Annotated in this window: 16 protein-coding genes; 4 read left to right on the top strand and 12 right to left on the bottom strand. The window is 70.0% G+C overall.

The window, feature by feature from the left end:
• Positions 1 to 53 precede the first annotated feature (53 nt).
• The 10 genes from PKC53_RS11045 to PKC53_RS11000 all read right to left on the bottom strand — a co-directional run bounded on the left by PKC53_RS11045 (position 54) and on the right by PKC53_RS11000 (position 12,136).
• A complete protein-coding gene (locus PKC53_RS11045; protein ID WP_324428533.1) occupies positions 54 to 1,442 on the bottom strand; it encodes a DUF3138 family protein in 1,389 nt (462 codons plus the stop codon).
• Positions 1,443 to 1,489: 47 nt separating this feature from the next.
• Positions 1,490 to 2,338 carry an ABC transporter permease subunit gene (locus PKC53_RS11040; RefSeq protein WP_324428532.1) on the bottom strand — a complete coding sequence of 283 codons (849 nt, stop codon included), beginning with the start codon at positions 2,336 to 2,338 and terminating at the stop codon, positions 1,490 to 1,492.
• A complete protein-coding gene (locus PKC53_RS11035; protein WP_324428531.1) occupies positions 2,335 to 3,297 on the bottom strand; it encodes an ABC transporter permease subunit in 963 nt (320 codons plus the stop codon). Before PKC53_RS11035 ends, PKC53_RS11040 begins: the two co-directional genes overlap by 4 nt.
• The gene (potA, locus tag PKC53_RS11030) at positions 3,294 to 4,394 is read right to left on the bottom strand and encodes a polyamine ABC transporter ATP-binding protein (protein WP_324428530.1); all 1,101 of its coding nucleotides are present in this window, start codon (positions 4,392 to 4,394) and stop codon (positions 3,294 to 3,296) included. Before potA ends, PKC53_RS11035 begins: the two co-directional genes overlap by 4 nt.
• 40 nt (positions 4,395 to 4,434) lie before the next feature.
• Positions 4,435 to 5,565 carry a polyamine ABC transporter substrate-binding protein gene (locus PKC53_RS11025; protein WP_324428529.1) on the bottom strand — a complete coding sequence of 377 codons (1,131 nt, stop codon included), beginning with the start codon at positions 5,563 to 5,565 and terminating at the stop codon, positions 4,435 to 4,437.
• A gap of 107 nt (positions 5,566 to 5,672) precedes the next feature.
• Positions 5,673 to 7,085: an aspartate aminotransferase family protein gene (locus PKC53_RS11020; protein ID WP_324428528.1), complete on the bottom strand. Its 1,413-nt coding sequence runs from the start codon at positions 7,083 to 7,085 to the stop codon at positions 5,673 to 5,675.
• Between the two features lie 127 nt (positions 7,086 to 7,212).
• Positions 7,213 to 8,580, bottom strand: a complete 1,368-nt coding sequence (locus PKC53_RS11015) for a glutamine synthetase family protein (protein WP_324428527.1) — start codon at positions 8,578 to 8,580, stop codon at positions 7,213 to 7,215.
• A gap of 59 nt (positions 8,581 to 8,639) precedes the next feature.
• Complete coding sequence (locus PKC53_RS11010; protein WP_324428526.1) at positions 8,640 to 9,428, bottom strand: gamma-glutamyl-gamma-aminobutyrate hydrolase family protein; 789 nt, start codon at positions 9,426 to 9,428, stop codon at positions 8,640 to 8,642.
• 34 nt (positions 9,429 to 9,462) lie between these two features.
• A complete protein-coding gene (locus PKC53_RS11005; RefSeq protein WP_324428525.1) occupies positions 9,463 to 10,770 on the bottom strand; it encodes an FAD-binding oxidoreductase in 1,308 nt (435 codons plus the stop codon).
• Positions 10,771 to 10,828: 58 nt separating this feature from the next.
• A complete protein-coding gene (locus tag PKC53_RS11000) occupies positions 10,829 to 12,136 on the bottom strand; it encodes an aspartate aminotransferase family protein (protein ID WP_324428524.1) in 1,308 nt (435 codons plus the stop codon).
• 165 nt (positions 12,137 to 12,301) lie between these two features.
• Between PKC53_RS11000 and PKC53_RS10995 the strand changes: the two genes are divergently transcribed.
• Positions 12,302 to 12,781, top strand: a complete 480-nt coding sequence (locus tag PKC53_RS10995) for an Lrp/AsnC family transcriptional regulator (protein WP_324428523.1) — start codon at positions 12,302 to 12,304, stop codon at positions 12,779 to 12,781.
• A gap of 121 nt (positions 12,782 to 12,902) precedes the next feature.
• Here the strand turns inward: PKC53_RS10995 and speB are convergent, their stop codons facing one another.
• Entirely contained in the window at positions 12,903 to 13,817 is a 915-nt protein-coding gene (gene speB, locus PKC53_RS10990) for an agmatinase (RefSeq protein ID WP_324428522.1), read from the bottom strand.
• Between the two features lie 167 nt (positions 13,818 to 13,984).
• Between speB and PKC53_RS10985 the strand changes: the two genes are divergently transcribed.
• The 3 genes from PKC53_RS10985 to PKC53_RS10975 all read left to right on the top strand — a co-directional run bounded on the left by PKC53_RS10985 (position 13,985) and on the right by PKC53_RS10975 (position 17,001).
• Positions 13,985 to 14,284 (top strand): hypothetical protein, encoded by a 300-nt coding sequence (locus tag PKC53_RS10985; protein WP_324428521.1) that lies wholly within the window; start codon positions 13,985 to 13,987, stop codon positions 14,282 to 14,284.
• Positions 14,285 to 14,565: 281 nt separating this feature from the next.
• Entirely contained in the window at positions 14,566 to 15,861 is a 1,296-nt protein-coding gene (gene aceA, locus PKC53_RS10980; protein ID WP_324428520.1) for an isocitrate lyase, read from the top strand.
• A gap of 183 nt (positions 15,862 to 16,044) precedes the next feature.
• Positions 16,045 to 17,001, top strand: coding sequence for a hypothetical protein (locus PKC53_RS10975; protein WP_324428519.1), 957 nt, complete (start codon positions 16,045 to 16,047; stop codon positions 16,999 to 17,001).
• Between the two features lie 16 nt (positions 17,002 to 17,017).
• Here the strand turns inward: PKC53_RS10975 and PKC53_RS10970 are convergent, their stop codons facing one another.
• Positions 17,018 to 18,166, bottom strand: a complete 1,149-nt coding sequence (locus tag PKC53_RS10970) for an iron-containing alcohol dehydrogenase (protein WP_324428518.1) — start codon at positions 18,164 to 18,166, stop codon at positions 17,018 to 17,020.
• Positions 18,167 to 18,222: the final 56 nt, after the last annotated feature.

The raw sequence follows: 18,222 nt of genomic DNA, 5'->3' as shown, positions 1-18,222 counted from the left end.
CTGCCTGACGGGTGTCGAGGCGGCGCGCGGCGGCCCGCCGCGCGCCGCCAGGGTCAGAACGCCACGACCACCGACGCGCCGAGCAGGTGGTTGTTCTTCTTGAAGCTGTCGCTGCCGACGTCGTAGAACACCGCGCGGTCGGCGCCGTCGAAGCGGTACTCGGCCTTGAACGTGGTGTTCAGGTTGACGATGTACTTCAGCCCCACGGTCAGCGCGTAGCGGTTGGCGCCGCGGTCGAGGTCGCCGTCCAGGTCGGGGCCGATGCCGTTGCGATCGTCGTTGCCGAACACGAACTCGCCGGCCTCGTCGTCGAAGTATGAGTAACCGTTGTAGGCGAGCAGCCCGCCGCCGTTCTTCGCGTTGCGGATGTAGTCGGCGCGCACCAGGCCCTGCAGCCGCGGCGTGAAGTTCCAGCCCGCCAGACCCGACACGCCCCACCACCGCGCGTCGCGCCACACCGCGTTGCCCTCGTCGTCGAACGCCGGGGTGATCGCGCCGCGCTTCTGCATGCCCGCGCCGACCTGGCCGCCCAGCGTCAGGTCGCCTCGCGTGTACCAGCCGTCGACCTCGAACAGGTGCGTCATCGTCTTGCCGCAGTCGTCGTCGACGCAGTTGTAGTTCGCGGTCTTGCCGTGCAGTCCGGCGAAGCCCCAGCCGGAGAACTCCCCGCGTTCGTAGTCGACGCGGTAGACCAGCGCCGGGGCGCGCGAGTTGGCCTGCACGATGGTCTCGTTGACGTTGGCCAGCATCGCACGCAGCCACCACTTGCCGCGGGTCAGGTCCAGCCCGACGCCGGTGTAGGCGGTCGGCAGCGTGAAATCGAACAGCAGGTTGTGCGTGATGAACGGGTTCAGCGTCGGCTGCATGTACTCGTAGCCCGACCAGTCGGGCACCTGACCGGCAACGAGGCGCGTCTGCAGGTCGGTCAGGGGCACCGACACGCTGGCCTCCTCGACGATGCTCTTGTAGTCGAGCACCGCGCCGACGCCGCGGTTGGGCGTCAGCGTGAGCTTCCAGATCGTGCCGCCCTCCATCTCCTTGTTCAGCGTCAGCGACGCGCTGCCGATGTACGAGGTGTCGTAGTAGTAGCCGTCCTCCTGCTGGTTGAGGAACTGGAAGCCGGCGCGTTTCTGGTTGCGGTTCCAGATCCAGGCGACGTCGGCGTAGCCGCTGACCGTCAGGCCCTTGTAGCCCTGGTCCTCGAAGTTGTCCTGCATCGACTCGGTCTTGATCGCGATGCGGTTGAACTCGGCCGCCTGCTCGGGCGTCATGCCCCACTGGCCGGCGGGTGGCGTCGCCTGCTGCAGCTTCTTCTCGAGCTCGCCGACGCGCTCGCGCAGCGCCTGCAGCTCGCGCATCAGTTCGGCATTGCTCTGCGCCAAGGCCGGGTAGGCGGCCATCAGCGCCAGCGCGAGCAGGGTGGGGCGGGTCACGTGCATCATCGACTCTCTCCTCGTGCAAACAAACGATTTCTGTCCGGTGGGCGGCATCAGGCGCGGTGGGCGGCCGAGATCTCGAGGGCGCGCCGCCGCTCGGCGCGCGCGATCAGGTAACTGGCGACGATCACGCCGATCGCCACGACGACGACGATCACCGTGGCCATCGCGTTCACGCTGGGGTTGAGTCCCAGCCGGGCGCGCGAGAAGATCACCAGCGGCATCGTCGTCGACCCGGGGCCCGACAGGAACGCCGAGATCACGACGTCGTCGAGCGAGATCGTGAAGGTCAGCAGCCAGGCCGACAGCAGCGACTGCGAGATCATCGGCAGCGTGACCAACCAGAACACCTGCGCCGGGCGCGCGCCGAGGTCCATCGCGGCCTCCTCGAGCTGGGGGTTCAGGTCCTGCAGGCGCGACTGCACGACCACCGCCGCGTAGGCCATGCCCAGCAGCAGGTGGCCCATCCAGATGGTGGTCATGCCGCGCTCGGGGAAGCCCAGCGCACGCTGCACCGACACCAGCATCAGCAGCAGCGACAGCCCGAGCACGACCTCGGGCATCACCAGCGGCGCGCTGACCATGCCGGAGAACGCGGTGCGCCCCGTGAAGCGCTTGTACTTGACCAGCGCGAACGCCGCGAGCGTGCCGAGCACGACCGACCCGCAGGCCGTGAGGAAGGCGATCTGCAGACTCAGGCGCAGGCCGGTGAGCATCTCGTCGTCTGCCAGCAACGCCGCGTACCACTTCAGCGTGAAGCCGCGCCAGACGTTGGGCACCGGCGAGTCGTTGAACGAGTAGACGACCAGCGCGACGATCGGCAGGTACAGGAACAGGTAGCCCAGCGACAGCCAGCCGCGGCCGAACCAGCGGTTGAAGGGGTCCGACGTGGCCAGCCTCACGGGCGCCGCTCCGTGGCCTCGGCCTGGTACTTGTTGAACAGCGCCAGCGGCACGATGACCAGCAGGATGATCACCACCGCGACGCTCGAGGCCATCGGCCAGTCGTTGTTGCTGAAGAACTCGTCCCACAGCACGCGGCCGATCATCAGCGTCTCCGGCCCGCCGAGCAGCTCGGGGATCACGAACTCGCCGACGCAGGGAATGAACACCAGCATCGAGCCGGCGATGATGCCGGCCTTGGACAGCGGCACCGTGACCCGCCAGAACGCGGTCCACGGCGTGGCGCCGAGGTCCGCCGCGGCCTCGAGCAGGCGCAGGTCCATCTTCGCCAGCGTGCCGTACAGCGGCAGGATCATGAACGGCAGGTAGGTGTAGGTCATGCCCAGCACCAGCGAGAACGGGGTGTGCATCAGCCGCCCCGGCGCGGTGATCAGCCCGAGCTGCACCAGCAGCTGGTCGATGCCCAGCGCGATCAGCGCGTCGGCGATCAGCCCGCCTTCGCTGAGCAGCGCCTTCCAGGCGTAGACGCGCAGCAGGAACGAGGTCCAGAACGGCAGCATCACCAGCATCAGCAGCGCCGGCTGCACCGTGGGCTTGGCGCGCGCCATGAAGTAGGCGAACGGGTAACCGATGGCCAGGCACAGCACGGTGGTCGCCGCCGCGTACTGCAGGCTGGCGACGTAGGTGCGCAGGTACAGCGTGTCCTCGGCGATGAACGCGTAGTTCGACAGGCGCAGCGCGAACTGCAGCACGCCGTCCTGGAAGGTGACGAGGTCGCTGAACGCCACACCGTCCATCTCGGACACGCTGATGCGCGCGACGATGACGAACGGCAGCAGGAAGAACACCAGCAGCCACAGGTACGGCACGCCGATGACCAGCTGGCGCCCGCGCAGGCGCTGCCGGCCGAGCGCCGCCGCGCGCGGCGGCGCCGTGTCGCGCGCGGCGGTCGGCCTCATTGCGTCAGCACCACCGGCGCCGAGCGCGACCAGTGCGCCCACACCTCGTCGCCCCAGGTGAACTGGTCGTCGCGGTGGCGCTGCACGTTGGCCTGGCTCACCTTGAGCATCGCGCCGCTGGCCAGTACCAGGTGATAGACCGTGAAGCTGCCGAAGTAGGCCATCTCCTTGATCGTGCCGCTGACGGTGTTGAACGCCTCGGCCGGCTGGCGCCGCGACAGGTGGATCTTCTCGGGCCGCAGCGCGACCGTGACCGGCATGCCGAGGTTGCCGGTGATGCCGTGGCCGACGTAGTGCCGGCAGTCGGCGCAGTCGACGACGACGTGATCGGGCTCGTCGGTGGTCACGCTGCCGTCCATCAGGTTGACGTTGCCGATGAAGTCGGCGACGAAGCGGGTGGCGGGCGTCTCGTAGATCTCGCCCGGCGCACCGACCTGCAGGAAGCGGCCCTCGCTCATCACCGCGATGCGCGAGGCCATCGTCATCGCCTCCTCCTGGTCGTGGGTGACCATCACGCAGGTCACGCCGACCGACTCGATGATGTTGACCAGCTCGATCTGCGTCTGCTCGCGCAGCTTCTTGTCCAGCGCGCCGAGCGGTTCGTCGAGCAGCAGCAGCTGCGGCTGCTTGGCCAGCGAGCGCGCCAGCGCGACGCGCTGCTGCTGACCGCCCGAGAGCTGATGCGGCTTGCGCTGCGCGAAGCGCTCGAGCTGCACCAGCTTGAGCATCGCGTCCACGCGCTCGGCCGCGCGCTGCTTGGACATGCCCTCGCGCCTCAGGCCGAACGCGATGTTGTCCCACACGCTCAGGTGCGGGAACAGCGCGTAGCTCTGGAACATCATGTTGATCGGGCGATCGTACGGCGGCAGGTCGGCGAGGTCGCGGCCGTCGAGCACGATGCGCCCCGAGGTCGGCACCTCGAAGCCGGCGAGCATGCGCAGCAGCGTGCTCTTGCCGCAGCCCGACGACCCCAGCAGCGCGAAGATCTCGCCCTTGGCGACGTCGAGGCTGACGTGGTTGACGGCCTTGAAGCCGTCGAACTCCTTGACCACGTCCTGGATCTGCAGGAACGCGCTGGACTTCGCGGGCGGCGTCATGGACGCGGTGTCCTCCTCGGGGCTCGGCGGCACGATCGGCTCAGAGGCCGGTCTTGAACGACGTGAACGTGCGCGTCATCAACCGGCGCAGGTCGTTGTTCAGCGGCTCGGGCGGGATCATCTTGGCCATCTCGGCGGCCGACAGGAACACCGTCGGGTTCTCGGCGACGTCCTTGCGCACGAGAGGCTTGGCCGCGGGCACCGGGTTGGCGTAGAAGACCTTGTTGACCAAGCTGGCCTGCACCTCGGGGCGCAGCATGTAGTCGATGAACTTGTGCGCGTTGCCCGGGCGCGGCGCGTCGGCGGGGATGACCATCACGTCGAAGAACAGCAGCCCGCCGGTCCTGGGCAGCAACGCCTGGATGTTGTGCCCGGTCTTGCCGTCGATGGCGCGCTGGCGCGCGATGTTGATGTCGCCCGACCAGCCCATCGCCGCGCACACCGAGCCGTTGGCCATGTCGTTGATGTAGCCCGACGAGCTGAACAGCGTGATGTGCGGACGCACCGTCTTCAGCAACTGCCCCGCGGCGGCGTAGTCCGACGGGTTCTTGCTGTACGGCGACTTGCCCAGGTAGTGCAGCGCCGCCGGGATCACCTCGGTGGCCGAGTCGAGGAACGACACCCCGCAGCTGCGCAGCTTGCTGACGTACTCGGGCTTGAAGATCAAGTCCCAGGCATTGTCGGGCATCGGCGTGCTGCCCAGCGCGGCCTTCACGCGCTCGACGTTGATGCCCACCGTCGTGAAGCCCCACATCCAGTTGACCATGTACTGGTTGCCGGGGTCCATGCTCGCCAGCTGCGCCTGCACCGCGGGGTCGAGGTTCTTCAGGTTCGCGATCTTCGCCTTGTCGAGCTTCTGCAGCAGTCCGCCGTCGATCTGCAGCTTGGCCCAGTTCGACGACGGCACGACGATGTCGTAGCCGGTCTTGCCGGCCACCAGCTTGGCGTGGACGATCTCGTTGTTGTCGAAGTTGTCGTAGCGGACCTTGATGCCGGTCTCCTTCTCGAAGTTGGCGATCGTGTCCGGCCCGATGTAGTCCGACCAGTTGTAGACGTTGAGGACTTTCTCCTCCTCCTGCGCCCACGCGGTGGTGCAGGCGAGCGCAACGGCGGCCAGGGCCAGCGCGCCGCGCGCGTGCACGCTCCAGGACCGGACAGACGACAGCTTCATGGGAGGACCTCCAGCGGTGGACAGGGTAGGGGGAAGGGGGCCGGGACGGGCGACGGCGGTCGACGAGGCGCAAGTCTACGGGCTCGCGGCACGGCAACGCCCGCCGCTCATCGCCAGCCCCGGCGTTCGACGTCGGCCAGCGTCAGATCGAGGCAACGCCGCACCAGCGCCGCCAGCTCGTCGATCTGTGCGCGCGTGATCACCAGCGGCGGCGCGATGATCATGCGGTCGCCGACGGCGCGCATGATCAGCCCGTTGCCGAAGCAGTGGCCGCGGCAGACCATGCCGACCTCGAGCTCGTCCGCAAAGGGCGTGCCGCTGGCCTTGTCCTTGACCAGCTGCAGCGCGCCCATCAGGCCGCAGGTCTGCGCCTCGCCGACCAGCGGGTGCTCGGCGAGCGTCGCGAACACCTGTGCCAGGTACGGCCCGACGTCGTCGTGCACATGCTGGACCAGCCCGAGTTCGCGCATCAGCCGGATGTTGGCCACCGCCACCGCGCACGCCACCGGGTGGCCCGAGTAGGTGTAGCCGTGCGTGAACTCGCCGCCGCGGCCGATCAGCACGTCGGCGATGCGGTCGCCGACCATCACGCCGCCCAGCGGCACGTAGCCGCTGGTCACGCCCTTGGCGAAGGTCATCAGGTCGGGGCGGGTGCCGAAGCGCTCGCAGCCGAACCAGTGGCCGGTGCGCCCGAAGCCGCAGATCACCTCGTCGGAGACGAGCAGGATGCCGTACCGGTCGCAGATGCGCTGGGCCTCGGGCCAGTAGGTCTCGGGCGGCACGATGACGCCGCCGGCGCCCTGCACCGGCTCGGCGATGAAGGCCGCCACCCGCTCGGCGCCCACCTCGAGGATCTTCTGCTCGAGCCAGCCGGCGGCGCGCCGGCCGAACTCGTCGCGCGATAGCCCCTGCGGGCGGCCGAGCTCGAACCAGTGCGGCTGCTCGATGTGCACGATGCCGGGAATCGGCAGCCCGCCCTGCGCGTGCATCCCGCTCATGCCGCCGAGCGACGCCCCGGCCATCGTCGAGCCGTGGTAGGCGTTCCTGCGGCTGATGATCACCTGGCGCTGCGGCTGGCCGAGCAGGTCCCAGTAGCGGCGCACCATGCGCACCACGGTGTCGTTGCCCTCCGAGCCCGAGCCGCTGAAGAACACGTGCTCGAACTGCGGCGGCGTCACCTCCGACAGCAACTCGGCCAGCTCGATCGCCGGCGGCGTGGCGGTCTGGAAGAAGGCGTTGTAGAACGGCAGCTCCTTGAGCTGGCGCGTCGCCGCGTCGATCAGCGCCTGCTGGCCGTAGCCGACGTTGACGCACCACAGCCCCGACATCGCGTCGAGGATCTTGTGGCCCTCGCTGTCCCACAGGTAGATGTTGTCGGCGCGCGTGATGATGCGCGCGCCCTTCTTCGCCAGCGACTGGAAGTCGGTGAACGGGTGCAGGAAGTGCGCCGCGTCGGCGGCCTGCCATTCGGCGGTGGTGCGCGTGGTCAGGGCGGCGTGGTGGGCGAGGGTGGGTGCCATGGTGGATGCTCCTTCAAGCTGCCGCCGCGGATCCGGCTTCGCCGGTCCGATGGCGGCGCCCCCCGGGCCTCGAAAGGGCTCCTCCGCGACCCTGGGGGGAGGCGGCCGCAGGCCGCTTCGGGGGTTCTCAAACGTGCAGCAGCAGGTGCTCGCGCTCCCACGGCGAGATCACCTTCATGAACTCCGCGTGCTCGACCTCCTTCACCTCGGTGTAGACGGTGACGAAGGCTTCGCCGAGCACCTCGGCGAGGTCCTTGTCGTGGCGCAGCGTCTCGAGCGCCTCGCCGAGGCTGCGCGGCAGCTGGTAGTCGCCGAGGTAGGCGTCGCCCTTGCACTCGGGGGTCGGCTCGAGGCGCTGCGCGATGCCCAGCCAGCCGCAGGCCAGCGTCGCGGCCAGCGCCACGTAGGGGTTGGCGTCGGCACCGATCACGCGGTTCTCGACGCGCCGCGCCTGCGGCGGCGCGACCGGGCTGCGGATGCCCACCGTGCGGTTGTCGGTGCCCCACTGGATGTTGATCGGCGCCGCGGTGTAGCGCGTCAGCCGCCGGTAGCTGTTGACGTAGGGCGCGAACAGCGCCATGCACGAGGGGATGTAGCGCTGCAGCCCGCCGATGTACCAGCGGAACAGGTCGCTGGCGCTGCCGTCGGGGTGGCTGAACAGGTTGCGCCCGCTGTCCAGGTCGGTCAGGCTCTGGTGAATGTGCATCGCGCTGCCCGGCTCGCCGGCGATCGGCTTGGCCATGAAGGTCGCGTACATGTCGTGGCGCAGCGCGGACTCGCGCAGCAGCCGCTTGAAGAAGAACACCTCGTCGGCGAGCTGCAGCGGGTGGTCGTGGAAGAAGTTGATCTCCATCTGCCCCGCGCCGATCTCGTGGATCAACGTGTCGACGCCGAGGTCCATCTTGTTGCAGTAGTCGTAGACGTCCTCGAACAGCGGGTCGAACTCGTTGACCGCGTCGATCGAGTACATCTGGCGCGAGGTCTCGCTGCGCCCGCTGCGCCCGATCGGCGGCTTCAGCGGCACATCGGGGTCGGTGTTGCGCGCGACCAGGTAGAACTCGAGCTCGGGGGCGACCACCGGCTGCCAGCCCTTGTCGGCGTACAGGTCGCACACGCGCTTGAGCACCGAGCGCGGCGCGAACGGGATCAGCCGCCCGGCGCGGTCGTAGCAGTCGTGGATGACCTGCGCGGTCGGGTCGGTCGCCCAGGGCACGATGCGCACCGTGCCCGGGTCGGGGCGCAGGTGCATGTCGTGGTCGGTCGGGCTGATGACGTCGAAGAACGGGCCTTCGGCGGGCGCGACACCGGTGACGGTGGTCGCGACGACGACCTCGGGCAGGCGCATGCCGCGGTCCTCGGTGAACTTCTCGCGCGGCAGGATCTTGCCGCGCGCGACGCCGGTGAGGTCGGGCACGAGGCACTCGATCTCGGTGACGCGGTTCTGGTTGAGCCAGTGCTCGAGGTCGGCGAAGGTGAAGTCTTTGCGGTTGGCCATGGGGTTGCACCTGTGTGGCGGGTCGGGGCGGGGCGCCCGGGTCGGCGACGGCGGCGCCGCTACGACCCCGGCCCGCTGGCCGCCGTGCCGGCGGTGCGCCGGCGCGCGAACTCCCGGCAGGCGTCGCCGAACGCGCGCAGCAGCGCCATCGACACCGGGTTGTCGGCCGCGCGCCACTCGGGGTGCCACTGCACCCCGAGCACGAAGCCCGGCCGCGCGGGCGCGGACACCGCCTCGACGACGCCGTCGGGGGAGCGGGCCTCGACGCGCAGGCCGGGGGCGAGGCGGTTCACGCCCTGGCCGTGCAGCGAGTTGACGGCGAAACGCGGCGCGTCGACGAGGCCGGCCAGCAGGCCGCCGGACTCGACGACGACCTCGTGCGCCGGACCGTACTGCACGTCGACGGCCGCGTCGTCGTCGGCGCGGTGGTCGGCGTGGCCGGGCACGTCATGGATCGCCTGGTGCAGGCTGCCGCCGAGCGCGACGTTGAGCTCCTGCAGCCCGCGGCAGATCGCCAGCAGCGGCAGACCGCGAGCCAGCACCTGCGGGATCAGCGCCAGTGTCGCGACGTCGCGCGCGGTGTCCAGCGGCAGCGCCGGGTCGTGCACGCCCTCGTCGAAGTGCTGCGGGTGCACGTTCGACGGCGATCCGGTGAGCAGCACGCCGTCGGCCAGGTCGAGCAGCACGCCGAGTTCGGACCGGGTCGGGTTGGCCACCACCAGCGGCACGGCGCCGGCGAGCCGCACCGCGTCGACGTACTTTCCCCCGACAATGTGGAACGGGTGGTGGCCCAGCGTGCGGTTGCACGCCGGCACGAGCACGACGGGCAGGCGGGCGAGGGGCGGCATCGGGTTCACGGGGGCGTGCAGGCGTGCCAGCGGGTCAGAGCAGGTCGCGCAGGCGGTACCAGGCCATGCCGGCCACCAGCGCCGGCATGCGCAGCAGCCGCCCGCCGGGGAAGTTGCGATGCCTCAGCCGCGCGAAGGTGTCGAACCGGCCGGCGTCGCCGGCCATCGCCTCGGCGACCAGCTTGCCGGCCAGCCCGGTCAGCGCGAGGCCGTGGCCGGAGAAGCCCTGCAGGTAGTACAGGTGGCGCCCGATGCGGCCGAAGTCGGGTGCGCGGTTCATCGAGATGTCGACGAAGCCGCCCCAGGCGTGTTCGACCTCGACGTCTGCGAGTTGCGGGAAAGTCTGCTGCATGCGCCGGCACATGCTCGCCGCCAGCCGCATCGGCGTCGCGGTGCTGTAGCTGACGCGCCCGCCGTACAGCAGCCGGTGGTCGGCGCTGGTGCGGAAGTAGTCGAGCACGAAGTTGGTGTCGCACACCGCGGCGCCGCACGGGATCAGCGCACGCGCGCGTTCGGGGCCCAGCGGTGGCGTCGCAACGATGTAGGTGCCGACCGGCATGATGCGCGGCGCCAGCTGCGGCGCCAGCCGCGGCGCGAACTGCTGCAGGTAGACGTTGCCGGCCAGCAGCACGTGGCGCGCCTCGACGCTGCCTGAAGCGGTGCGCACGCGCGCCGCGCCGGCGCCGTCGTCGACGGCGGTCACTGCGCTGTGCTCGTAGATGCGCACGCCCAGCCGCGCCGCCGCTCGGGCCAGCCCCAGGCTGTACTTCAGGGGGTGTAGATGCCCCGATCGCGGGTCGTGCACGCCGGCGGCGTAGCGCGGGCTGGCTAGCCAGCGCGGCAGCTCGCCGCCGTCGACCCAGGTCTGCCGATAGCCGTAGACGCGCTCCAGGCGAGCGGTCCATTCGCGCAGCGCGCTGGCCTTGCGCGCGTTCGTGGCCACCGCGAGGTAGCCGTCGCGCCACTCGCAGTCGATCGCGAAGCGTTCGATGCGCTGGCGGATCAGGTCCAGCGCCTCGATCGACATCGCCCACACGCGCCGCGCTTCGTCGAGGCCGAGTTGGCGTTCGATCTCCTCCTCGCCGCAGGCCAGCCCGTGGATCGCCTGCCCGCCGTTGCGTCCGCTGGCACCCCAGCCGACCTCGTGCGCCTCGAGCAGTACCGCGTCGAAGCCGCGGTCGTGCAGTTCGATGGCCGCGCTGAGCCCGGCGAGCCCGCCACCGACCACCGCGACGTCGGCGGCGACCGCGCCATCGAGGCGGGGAAACGGCGCCTCGCGCTGTGTCGTGGCGGCGTAGTACGAGTGGCGGGTCAGTTCGCGGTCGGCGTCGAGCAGCGGCATACGTTATGCGCTAGGCAGGCCCTCGGTCGGTCGACTCGGTGCGTGGAGCGTGGGGCGTTCAGGCGGCGCGCCTGAGCGCGCCGGCGATGGTGTCGATCATCTGGTCGATGTGGCTCTTCTCGATGATCAGCGGAGGCGACAGCGCGACGATGTCGCCGGTGGTGCGGATCATCAGCCCGCGGTCCCAGCAGTCGAGGAACACGCCGAACGCGCGTTTCGTCGGCTCGCCGGCGATCGGCTCGAGCTCCACGCCACCGACCAGCCCGATGTTGCGGATGTCGATGACGTGGGGCAGGCCCTTGAGCGAGTGCAGGGCGTCGGCGAAGTAGCCCTGCAGCTGCGACGCGCGCGTCAACAGCCCCTCGTCGGCGTAGGTCTCGAGCGTGGCCAGGGCGGCGGCGCAGGCCAGCGGGTGCGCCGAGTAGGTGTAGCCGTGGAAGAACTCGATCAGGTGCTCGGGGCCCTGCATGAACGCGTCGTGCACCTGCTGCTTGACGAACACCGCTCCCATCGGCACCGCGCCGTTGGTGATGCCCTTGGCCACCGTCATGATGTCGGGCGTGACGCCGAAGGTCTGTGCGCCGAACGGGTTGCCGGTGCGCCCGAAGCCGGTGATGACCTCGTCGAAGATCAGCAGGATGCCGTGCCTGTCGCAGATCTCGCGCAGCCGCTGCAGGTAGCCCTGCGGTGGGATCAGCACCCCGGTCGAGCCGGCCACCGGTTCGACGATCACCGCGGCGATCGTGCTCGCGTCGTGCAGCGCGACCAGCCGCTCGAGGTCGTCGGCGAGCTCGGCGCCGTGCGCCGGCTGGCCGACGGTGAACGCGTTGCGCACCGGGTCGTGCGTGTGGCGGATGTGGTCGACGCCAGCCAGCAGCGTGCCGAACATCTTGCGGTTGGCGACCATGCCGCCCACCGAGATGCCGCCGAAGTTGACGCCGTGGTAGCCGCGCTCGCGCCCGATCAGCCGCGTGCGCTGTCCTTCGCCGCGCACGCGGTGGTAGGCGATGGCCATCTTCAGCGCCGTCTCCACCGCCTCGGAGCCGGAGTTGGTGAAGAACACCTTGTTCACGCCCGGCGGCGTCAGCTTGACCAGCTGCTCGGCCAGCGCGAAGGCCTTCGGGTGGCCCATCTGGAACGGAGGCGCGTAGTCCATCTCGGCCGCCTGCTCGGCGATCGCCTTGACGATCTTCGGCCGCGCGTGGCCCGCGTTGACGCACCACAGCCCGGCCACGCCGTCGAGCACCTGTCGACCCTCGGGGGTCCAGAAGTGCATGCCGGCGGCCCGGGCCAGCAGGCGCGGCGCCTTCTTGAACTGGCGGTTCGCCGTGAACGGCATCCAGTAGGCGTCCATGTCGTCGTACATGCGGTTCTCCTCGCGCGACGCGCGTCGGCGGTCGATGCGCCGAGTGTCGAGCCTGCGCAGCGGGCAGTCTAGACAGGCGGCGGCGCAATGTGCGTGCGTCATCCGACGGGGCAAACCCGGCCCGATCGCATATCATGCGAACCCTGCGGTTCAGAGCCGAACTTCGTGCGAAGTATCTCCAGTCAAGCGCAACTCGATGCGATCGACCGCGCGATCCTTCGCGAGCTGCAGGACGACGGGCGGCTCACCAACGTCGAGCTCGCGCAGCGCGTGCACCTGTCGCCGTCGGCGTGCCTGCGGCGCGTGAAGCACCTGGAAGACAGCGGGGTGATCGCGCGCTACGTCGCGCTTCTCAACCCGAAGGCGGTCGGCCAGCACGGCACCAGCTTCACCATCATCAACCTCGAGAGCATGAACACGCCGCTGCTCGAGGCTTTCGAGCAGGCGGTGCGTGCCGAGCCGCAGGTGCTCGACTGCTACTACGTCGCCGGCTCGAACGACTACCTGATCCGCTTCGCGTACCGCGACGCCGAGGACCTGGAGCGGTTCCACACCCAGGTGCTGATGCGGCTGCCGGGCGTCGCGAGATCGAACTCGATGCTGGTGTTGCGCACCGTGAAGAAGACGACCGCCCTGGCCGTGTGACGCGAGCCGCGTGCGCGAGCCGCGGTGGCACCTGCCGGGCGAAGCCACTGCGCGGCGGCCGCCCGTGCGGCGAGGCTCACCGCATCGCCATGCGCGGTGCGCCGGCCGGCGACAGGCGGGTTCAGCGCGCGATCTGGCCGCACAGGTAGGTCCAGACGAGAGTCGCCGCGGCGTGGGCGGTCAGCTCGGCGTGGTCGTACGGCGGTGCGACCTCGACGCAGTCCATGCCGACGCAGCGGTGCGCGGCCAGGCCCTCGAGAAGTGACAGCAGCTGGTTGCTGCTCAACCCGCCCGGCTCGGGCGTGCCGGTGCCGGGCGCGAACGCCGGGTCGAGCCCGTCGATGTCGAGGCTGACGTACAGCGGCGGATGCCCGTGTGCGGCCAGCCGCGCGCCGATCGCAGCGAGCACCGGCGCCAGCTGCGCGGGGCTTTCGAGCCCGCGCAGGTCGCGGGCCGTGAAGATCAACCCGCCCTGGTCGCGCACGTACTCGCGCGCGGCGCGTTGTCCCGACGATCGGATGCCGATCTGCGCGAAGCACCCGGGCACGACGAGGCCTTCGGTGAAGGCTTCGTGGACCCAGGTGCCGTGGCCGCTGGGTTCGCCGAAGTGGTCCTTCCAGGTGTCGCAGTGCGCGTCGACGTGCACCACGGCCAGCGCGCGCCCCAGCCGCCGGCGGTAGGCGCGCAGCAGCGGCAGCGTGATGCTGTGGTCGCCGCCGAGCCAGACCACGTGGTGGCGCCCGATCAACGCGTCGGCCAGCGGCACCAGCGCAGCGCGCATCGCGTCGAGCGACGTGTTGGGCAGCGGCAGGTCGCCCGCGTCGCCGAGCCGACCGAGCGGGCTGACGTCGAAGTGCGGATGGATCGCGTCGCACAGCATGTGGCTGGCCAGACGGATCGCGCGCGGGCCGAAACGCGCGCCGGGGCGGTTGGTGGTCGCACCGTCCCACGCGACGCCGGCGACGGCAAAGGGTTGGTCGAGCGCGGGGCCGGCCTTCAGGAAACCGGGGCCGTCGAGGAATGCAAAGCCGGTCATCGCAGCGGTCGTCGACAATCGTCGCCGCATGATAAGCACGCCGCTGCGAGCCGGGCCGGTCGTCGCGGTCGAGCCTGTAGCATGTCGGCCTGCGACGGCGGTGCCGTCGACCCGTCTCGCGTCTCGACTCGAGGCCGTTTCTGCGTCTTTGCTCCCCGCAACCTCGAATGACGACCCGCTGCCCCCACTGCCAGACCGTCAACCTGCCCGAAGTGTCGTCGTGCACCGGCTGTGGCCGCGCGCTGCCGGGACGCGACGCGGCGTCGCTGTCACCCGGGAGCACCGGCGCACCGACCGGCATGCCGCGCTGGGCCGTCGCGGCCGTCGCGGCCGCCGTGCTGCTGGCCGTCGGCACCGGATGGCGGTTCTGGATCGTCGCGCGCCACGAGGCGGGTGCGGCCACCGCTGCCGCCGCGGCGTCGGCCGCTGGCGCGTCGGCGGCGTCCGACGCGCGCGGGCGTCCGTGAGGTCGCGCCCGCGGCGATACCGAACGGGGCATTTGTCAACGCACGGGAGTGCCTCCCACCATGTGGGAAGCAGCGATGCCGCGCTGCAGCATCGAATTTCGTCGGATGCGAATCTCGTTGCGTATCATGGAATCAAGACAATAAGTCTTTGTTTTGTTTGACGAAGATTTTTTGTCTTCTATAAGACATAAGTCTTCCCGCACCGCGTGCGCGTCGTTACGCTGGAGTCCGGAATCAGGTGGTTCCGCCATCGAAGCGACATTGCAAGCAGGAGCGATTTCATGAGCCTCACCCGTGAACAACAAGCCGCCGCCCTCGAGAAGGACTGGGCCGAGAACCCGCGCTGGAAGGGCATCAAGCGCGGCTACACCGCCGCCGACGTCGTGCGTCTGCGTGGTTCGGTGCCGATCGAGCACACGCTGGCGCGCCGCGGTGCCGACAAGCTGTGGAACCTGCTGCACACCGAGCCGTTCATCAACTCGCTCGGCGCGCTCACCGGCAACCAGGCCATGCAGCAGGTCAAGGCCGGGCTCAAGGCCATCTACCTGTCGGGCTGGCAGGTGGCGGCCGACGCCAACGACGGTGGCGAGATGTACCCCGACCAGAGCCTGTACTCGGTCGACTCGGTGCCCAAGGTCGTCAAGCGCATCAACAACACGTTCATGCGCGCCGACCAGATCCAGTGGAGCGAGGGCAAGAACGACGTCGACTACTTCGCGCCGATCGTCGCCGACGCCGAAGCCGGCTTCGGCGGCGTGCTCAACGCGTTCGAGCTGATGAAGGCCATGATCGACGCCGGGGCGGCCGGCGTGCACTTCGAGGATCAGCTCGCCAGCGTGAAGAAGTGCGGCCACATGGGCGGCAAGGTGCTGGTGCCCACGCGCGAGGCCGTGGCCAAGCTCGTCGCGGCACGGCTGGCGGCCGACGTGATGGGCACGCCGACGATCCTGCTGGCGCGCACCGACGCCGAGGCCGCCGACCTGGTGACCAGCGACGTCGACGACAACGACAAGCCGTTCCTCACCGGTGAGCGCACCGTCGAAGGGTTCTTCCGCTCGCGCAACGGGCTGGAGCAGTCGATCAGCCGCGGGCTGGCCTACGCGCCCTACGCCGACCTGATCTGGTGCGAGACCGGCAAGCCCGACCTGTCGTTCGCCAAGGCTTTCGCCGAGGCGATCCACGCCAAGTTCCCGGGCAAGCTGCTGGCCTACAACTGCTCGCCGTCGTTCAACTGGAAGAAGAACCTCGACGACGCGACGATCGCCAAGTTCCAGCGCGAGCTCGGCGCGATGGGCTACAAGTTCCAGTTCATCACGCTGGCCGGCTTCCACAGCCTGAACTACTCGATGTTCGACCTCGCCTACGGCTACGCGCGCAACAACATGAGCGCCTTCGTCGAGCTGCAGGAGAAAGAGTTCGCCGCCGCCGAGCGCGGCTTCACCGCGGTCAAGCACCAGCGCGAGGTCGGCACCGGCTACTTCGACGCGGTGACGACCACGATCGAGCGCGAGGCGTCGACCGCGGCGCTGAAGGGCTCGACCGAGGACGAGCAGTTCTTCGACAAGAAGCACGGCTGATCGACGCCGCGTTTCGACCGCTCGCGTGCGCCGACCGGCGCACCACCCCGGGCCCGATGGTCACAAGCCATCGGGCCTTCTTGCATCCGGTTGCACGCCGCGCGCAAGGCGACGCCGCGCCGATTGCCGGCATACTGCACGAAAGGGCAGGCCGGCCTGCCCGCGACGCGAGCGACCCGACCCGTGAAGCCACCGCGATTCCCGTCCTTGGTTGCGCTGGGCCTGCTGTGCCTGGCGGCGCAAGCCGTGGCCGCCGGTGCCGATGCAGAGTCCGAGGAGGCGTCGCGCGGCGTGCTCGAAACGACGCGCGAGTCGGTGCGCGCCGCCAGTGAGTGGCTGGCCCGCGGCGTCGACAGCTGGTTCGGCGAGAAACCTTTCGAGGACGGCGGCAAGGTCACGCGCGGGCGTCTCGAACTGCGCAACTCGTGGCGGCGCGACGACGGCTTCGACGTCGCGCTGCGATTCAACGCGCGCTTCGAGTTGCCGAACCTGCGCGAGCGCGCCTACGTCTACATCGGGCGCGACAACGAGCGCGAGGTCGTCACCGACAAGCCCGACGCGCTGTCGGGGCAGGACCAGCTGCTGCGCGAGGTGCGCGACGGCGACCAGTCGTTCTTCGCCGGCGTCGGCCTGCCGGTGGGTGACGACGTCGAGTTGCGCGCCGGTGTGCGCCGGGGCTACCGGCTGTACACGCAGGCGCGTTACTCGAAGGGCTGGGCGCTGAGCCACCGCGACCGCGTCGTGTTCCGCGAGACGCTGTACTGGACGCTGATCGACGGCTTCGGGTCGACGACCACGCTGTCGGTCGAGCACGCCTTCTCGCGTGCGCTCGAGCTGCGATGGCTGACCTCGGGCACCTTCGCCGAGAAGACCGACGGGCTGGCGTGGTCGAGCAGCCTGGGGCTGTACCGCAGCTTCGGCGTCGACCGCCTGCTGTCGCTCGAGACGCTGGTCAACGGCGAGACCGGACACGACATCGACGTCGACGACTACGGCGTGCGCGCCAAGTGGCTGCAGCCGGTGCACAGCGACTGGCTGCTCGGCGAGTTCATCGTCGGCCACTTCTGGCCGCGCGAGAACCTGCAGTCGCCGCGCGAGCGCACCTGGGCGCTGGGCTTCAACGTGCTGATGCGGTTCTGAGCGTGCGTCGCCGCGGTTACATCGACGCTTCGAGCATCGCGCGGTAGTCGTCGCGCGTCGCCGGCCGCGGGTTGGTCTTGTGGCAGTGGTCGGCCATCGCGCCGTCGATGACGCGCTCGAACAGGTCGCGCGTGACGCCCATCGCCGCCAGCCCCGTCGGCAGCCCCAGCCTGGCGTTCATCGCGCGGATCGCCTGCGCGACCTCGGTGCCGTCGGCGTCGCAGCCGCCCAGCCCCATCGCATGCGCCATGCGCTGCAGGCGGTGCTCGCGGCGGATCGACTCGGCCTGCGCATTGAAGCGCACCACCGCGGGCAGGAACACCGCGTTGAGCGTGCCGTGGTGCAGCCTCGGGTCGGCGCCGCCCAGGCTGTGCGACAGCGAGTGCACGCAGCCCAGCCCCTTCTGGAACGCCATCGCGCCCTGCATGCTCGCGCTCATCATGTTCCAGCGCGCGTCGCGGTCGGCGCCGTCGCGCGTCGCGCGTTCGATGTGCGCCCAGCCGCGTTCGAGCCCGTCGAGGGCGATGCCGTCGGCCGGCGGGTTCACGGCCGGCGCCATGAAGGTCTCCATGCAGTGCGCGATGGCGTCCATGCCGGTGGCGGCGGTCAGCACCCGAGGCAGTCCCAGCGTCAGCGCCGGGTCGAGGATCGCCGCCTTCGGCACCAGATGCCAGCTGTGGAAGCCGAGCTTGCGCCCGTCGTCGACGATGACGATCGCGCCGCGTGCGACCTCGCTGCCGGTGCCGGCGGTGGTCGGCACCGCGATCAGCGGCGCGACGCGCTCGGTGATGCGCGGGCTGCCGCCTTCGATGGTCGCGTAGGTCACCAGCGGGCCGTCGTGCGTGGCGGCGATCGCGACCCCCTTGGCCAGGTCGATGCTCGAGCCGCCGCCGACGGCCACCAGGCCGTCGCAGCCGTTCGCGCGATACGCTGCCACGGCGGCGCGCACCGCGGCCTCGGTCGGGTTCGACGGCGTGCCGTCGAACACCGCATGCGCCACGCCGGCCAGCGGCTGCAGCGCCTGGTCGAGCACACCGGCGGCGCGCACGCCGGCGTCGCTGACGACCAGCGGCTTGCGTATGCCCACGCGCCGGCATTCTTCGGGCAGCAGCTGCACGCTGCCGAAGTCGAGGTGGACCTGGGTGATGTAGAGGATCGTCGCCATCGCTGCGGGTTGCTCGAAGGGGGTTCGCCGCCGCACTGAGTATGCTTCAGCGCACC

Source organism: Azohydromonas sp. (genome assembly GCF_035325925.1).
Classification (GTDB): domain Bacteria; phylum Pseudomonadota; class Gammaproteobacteria; order Burkholderiales; family Burkholderiaceae_C; genus Calidifontimicrobium.
The sequence above is the reverse complement of the archived record's forward strand: the minus strand, read 5'-3'. Positions and strand labels throughout refer to the sequence as shown.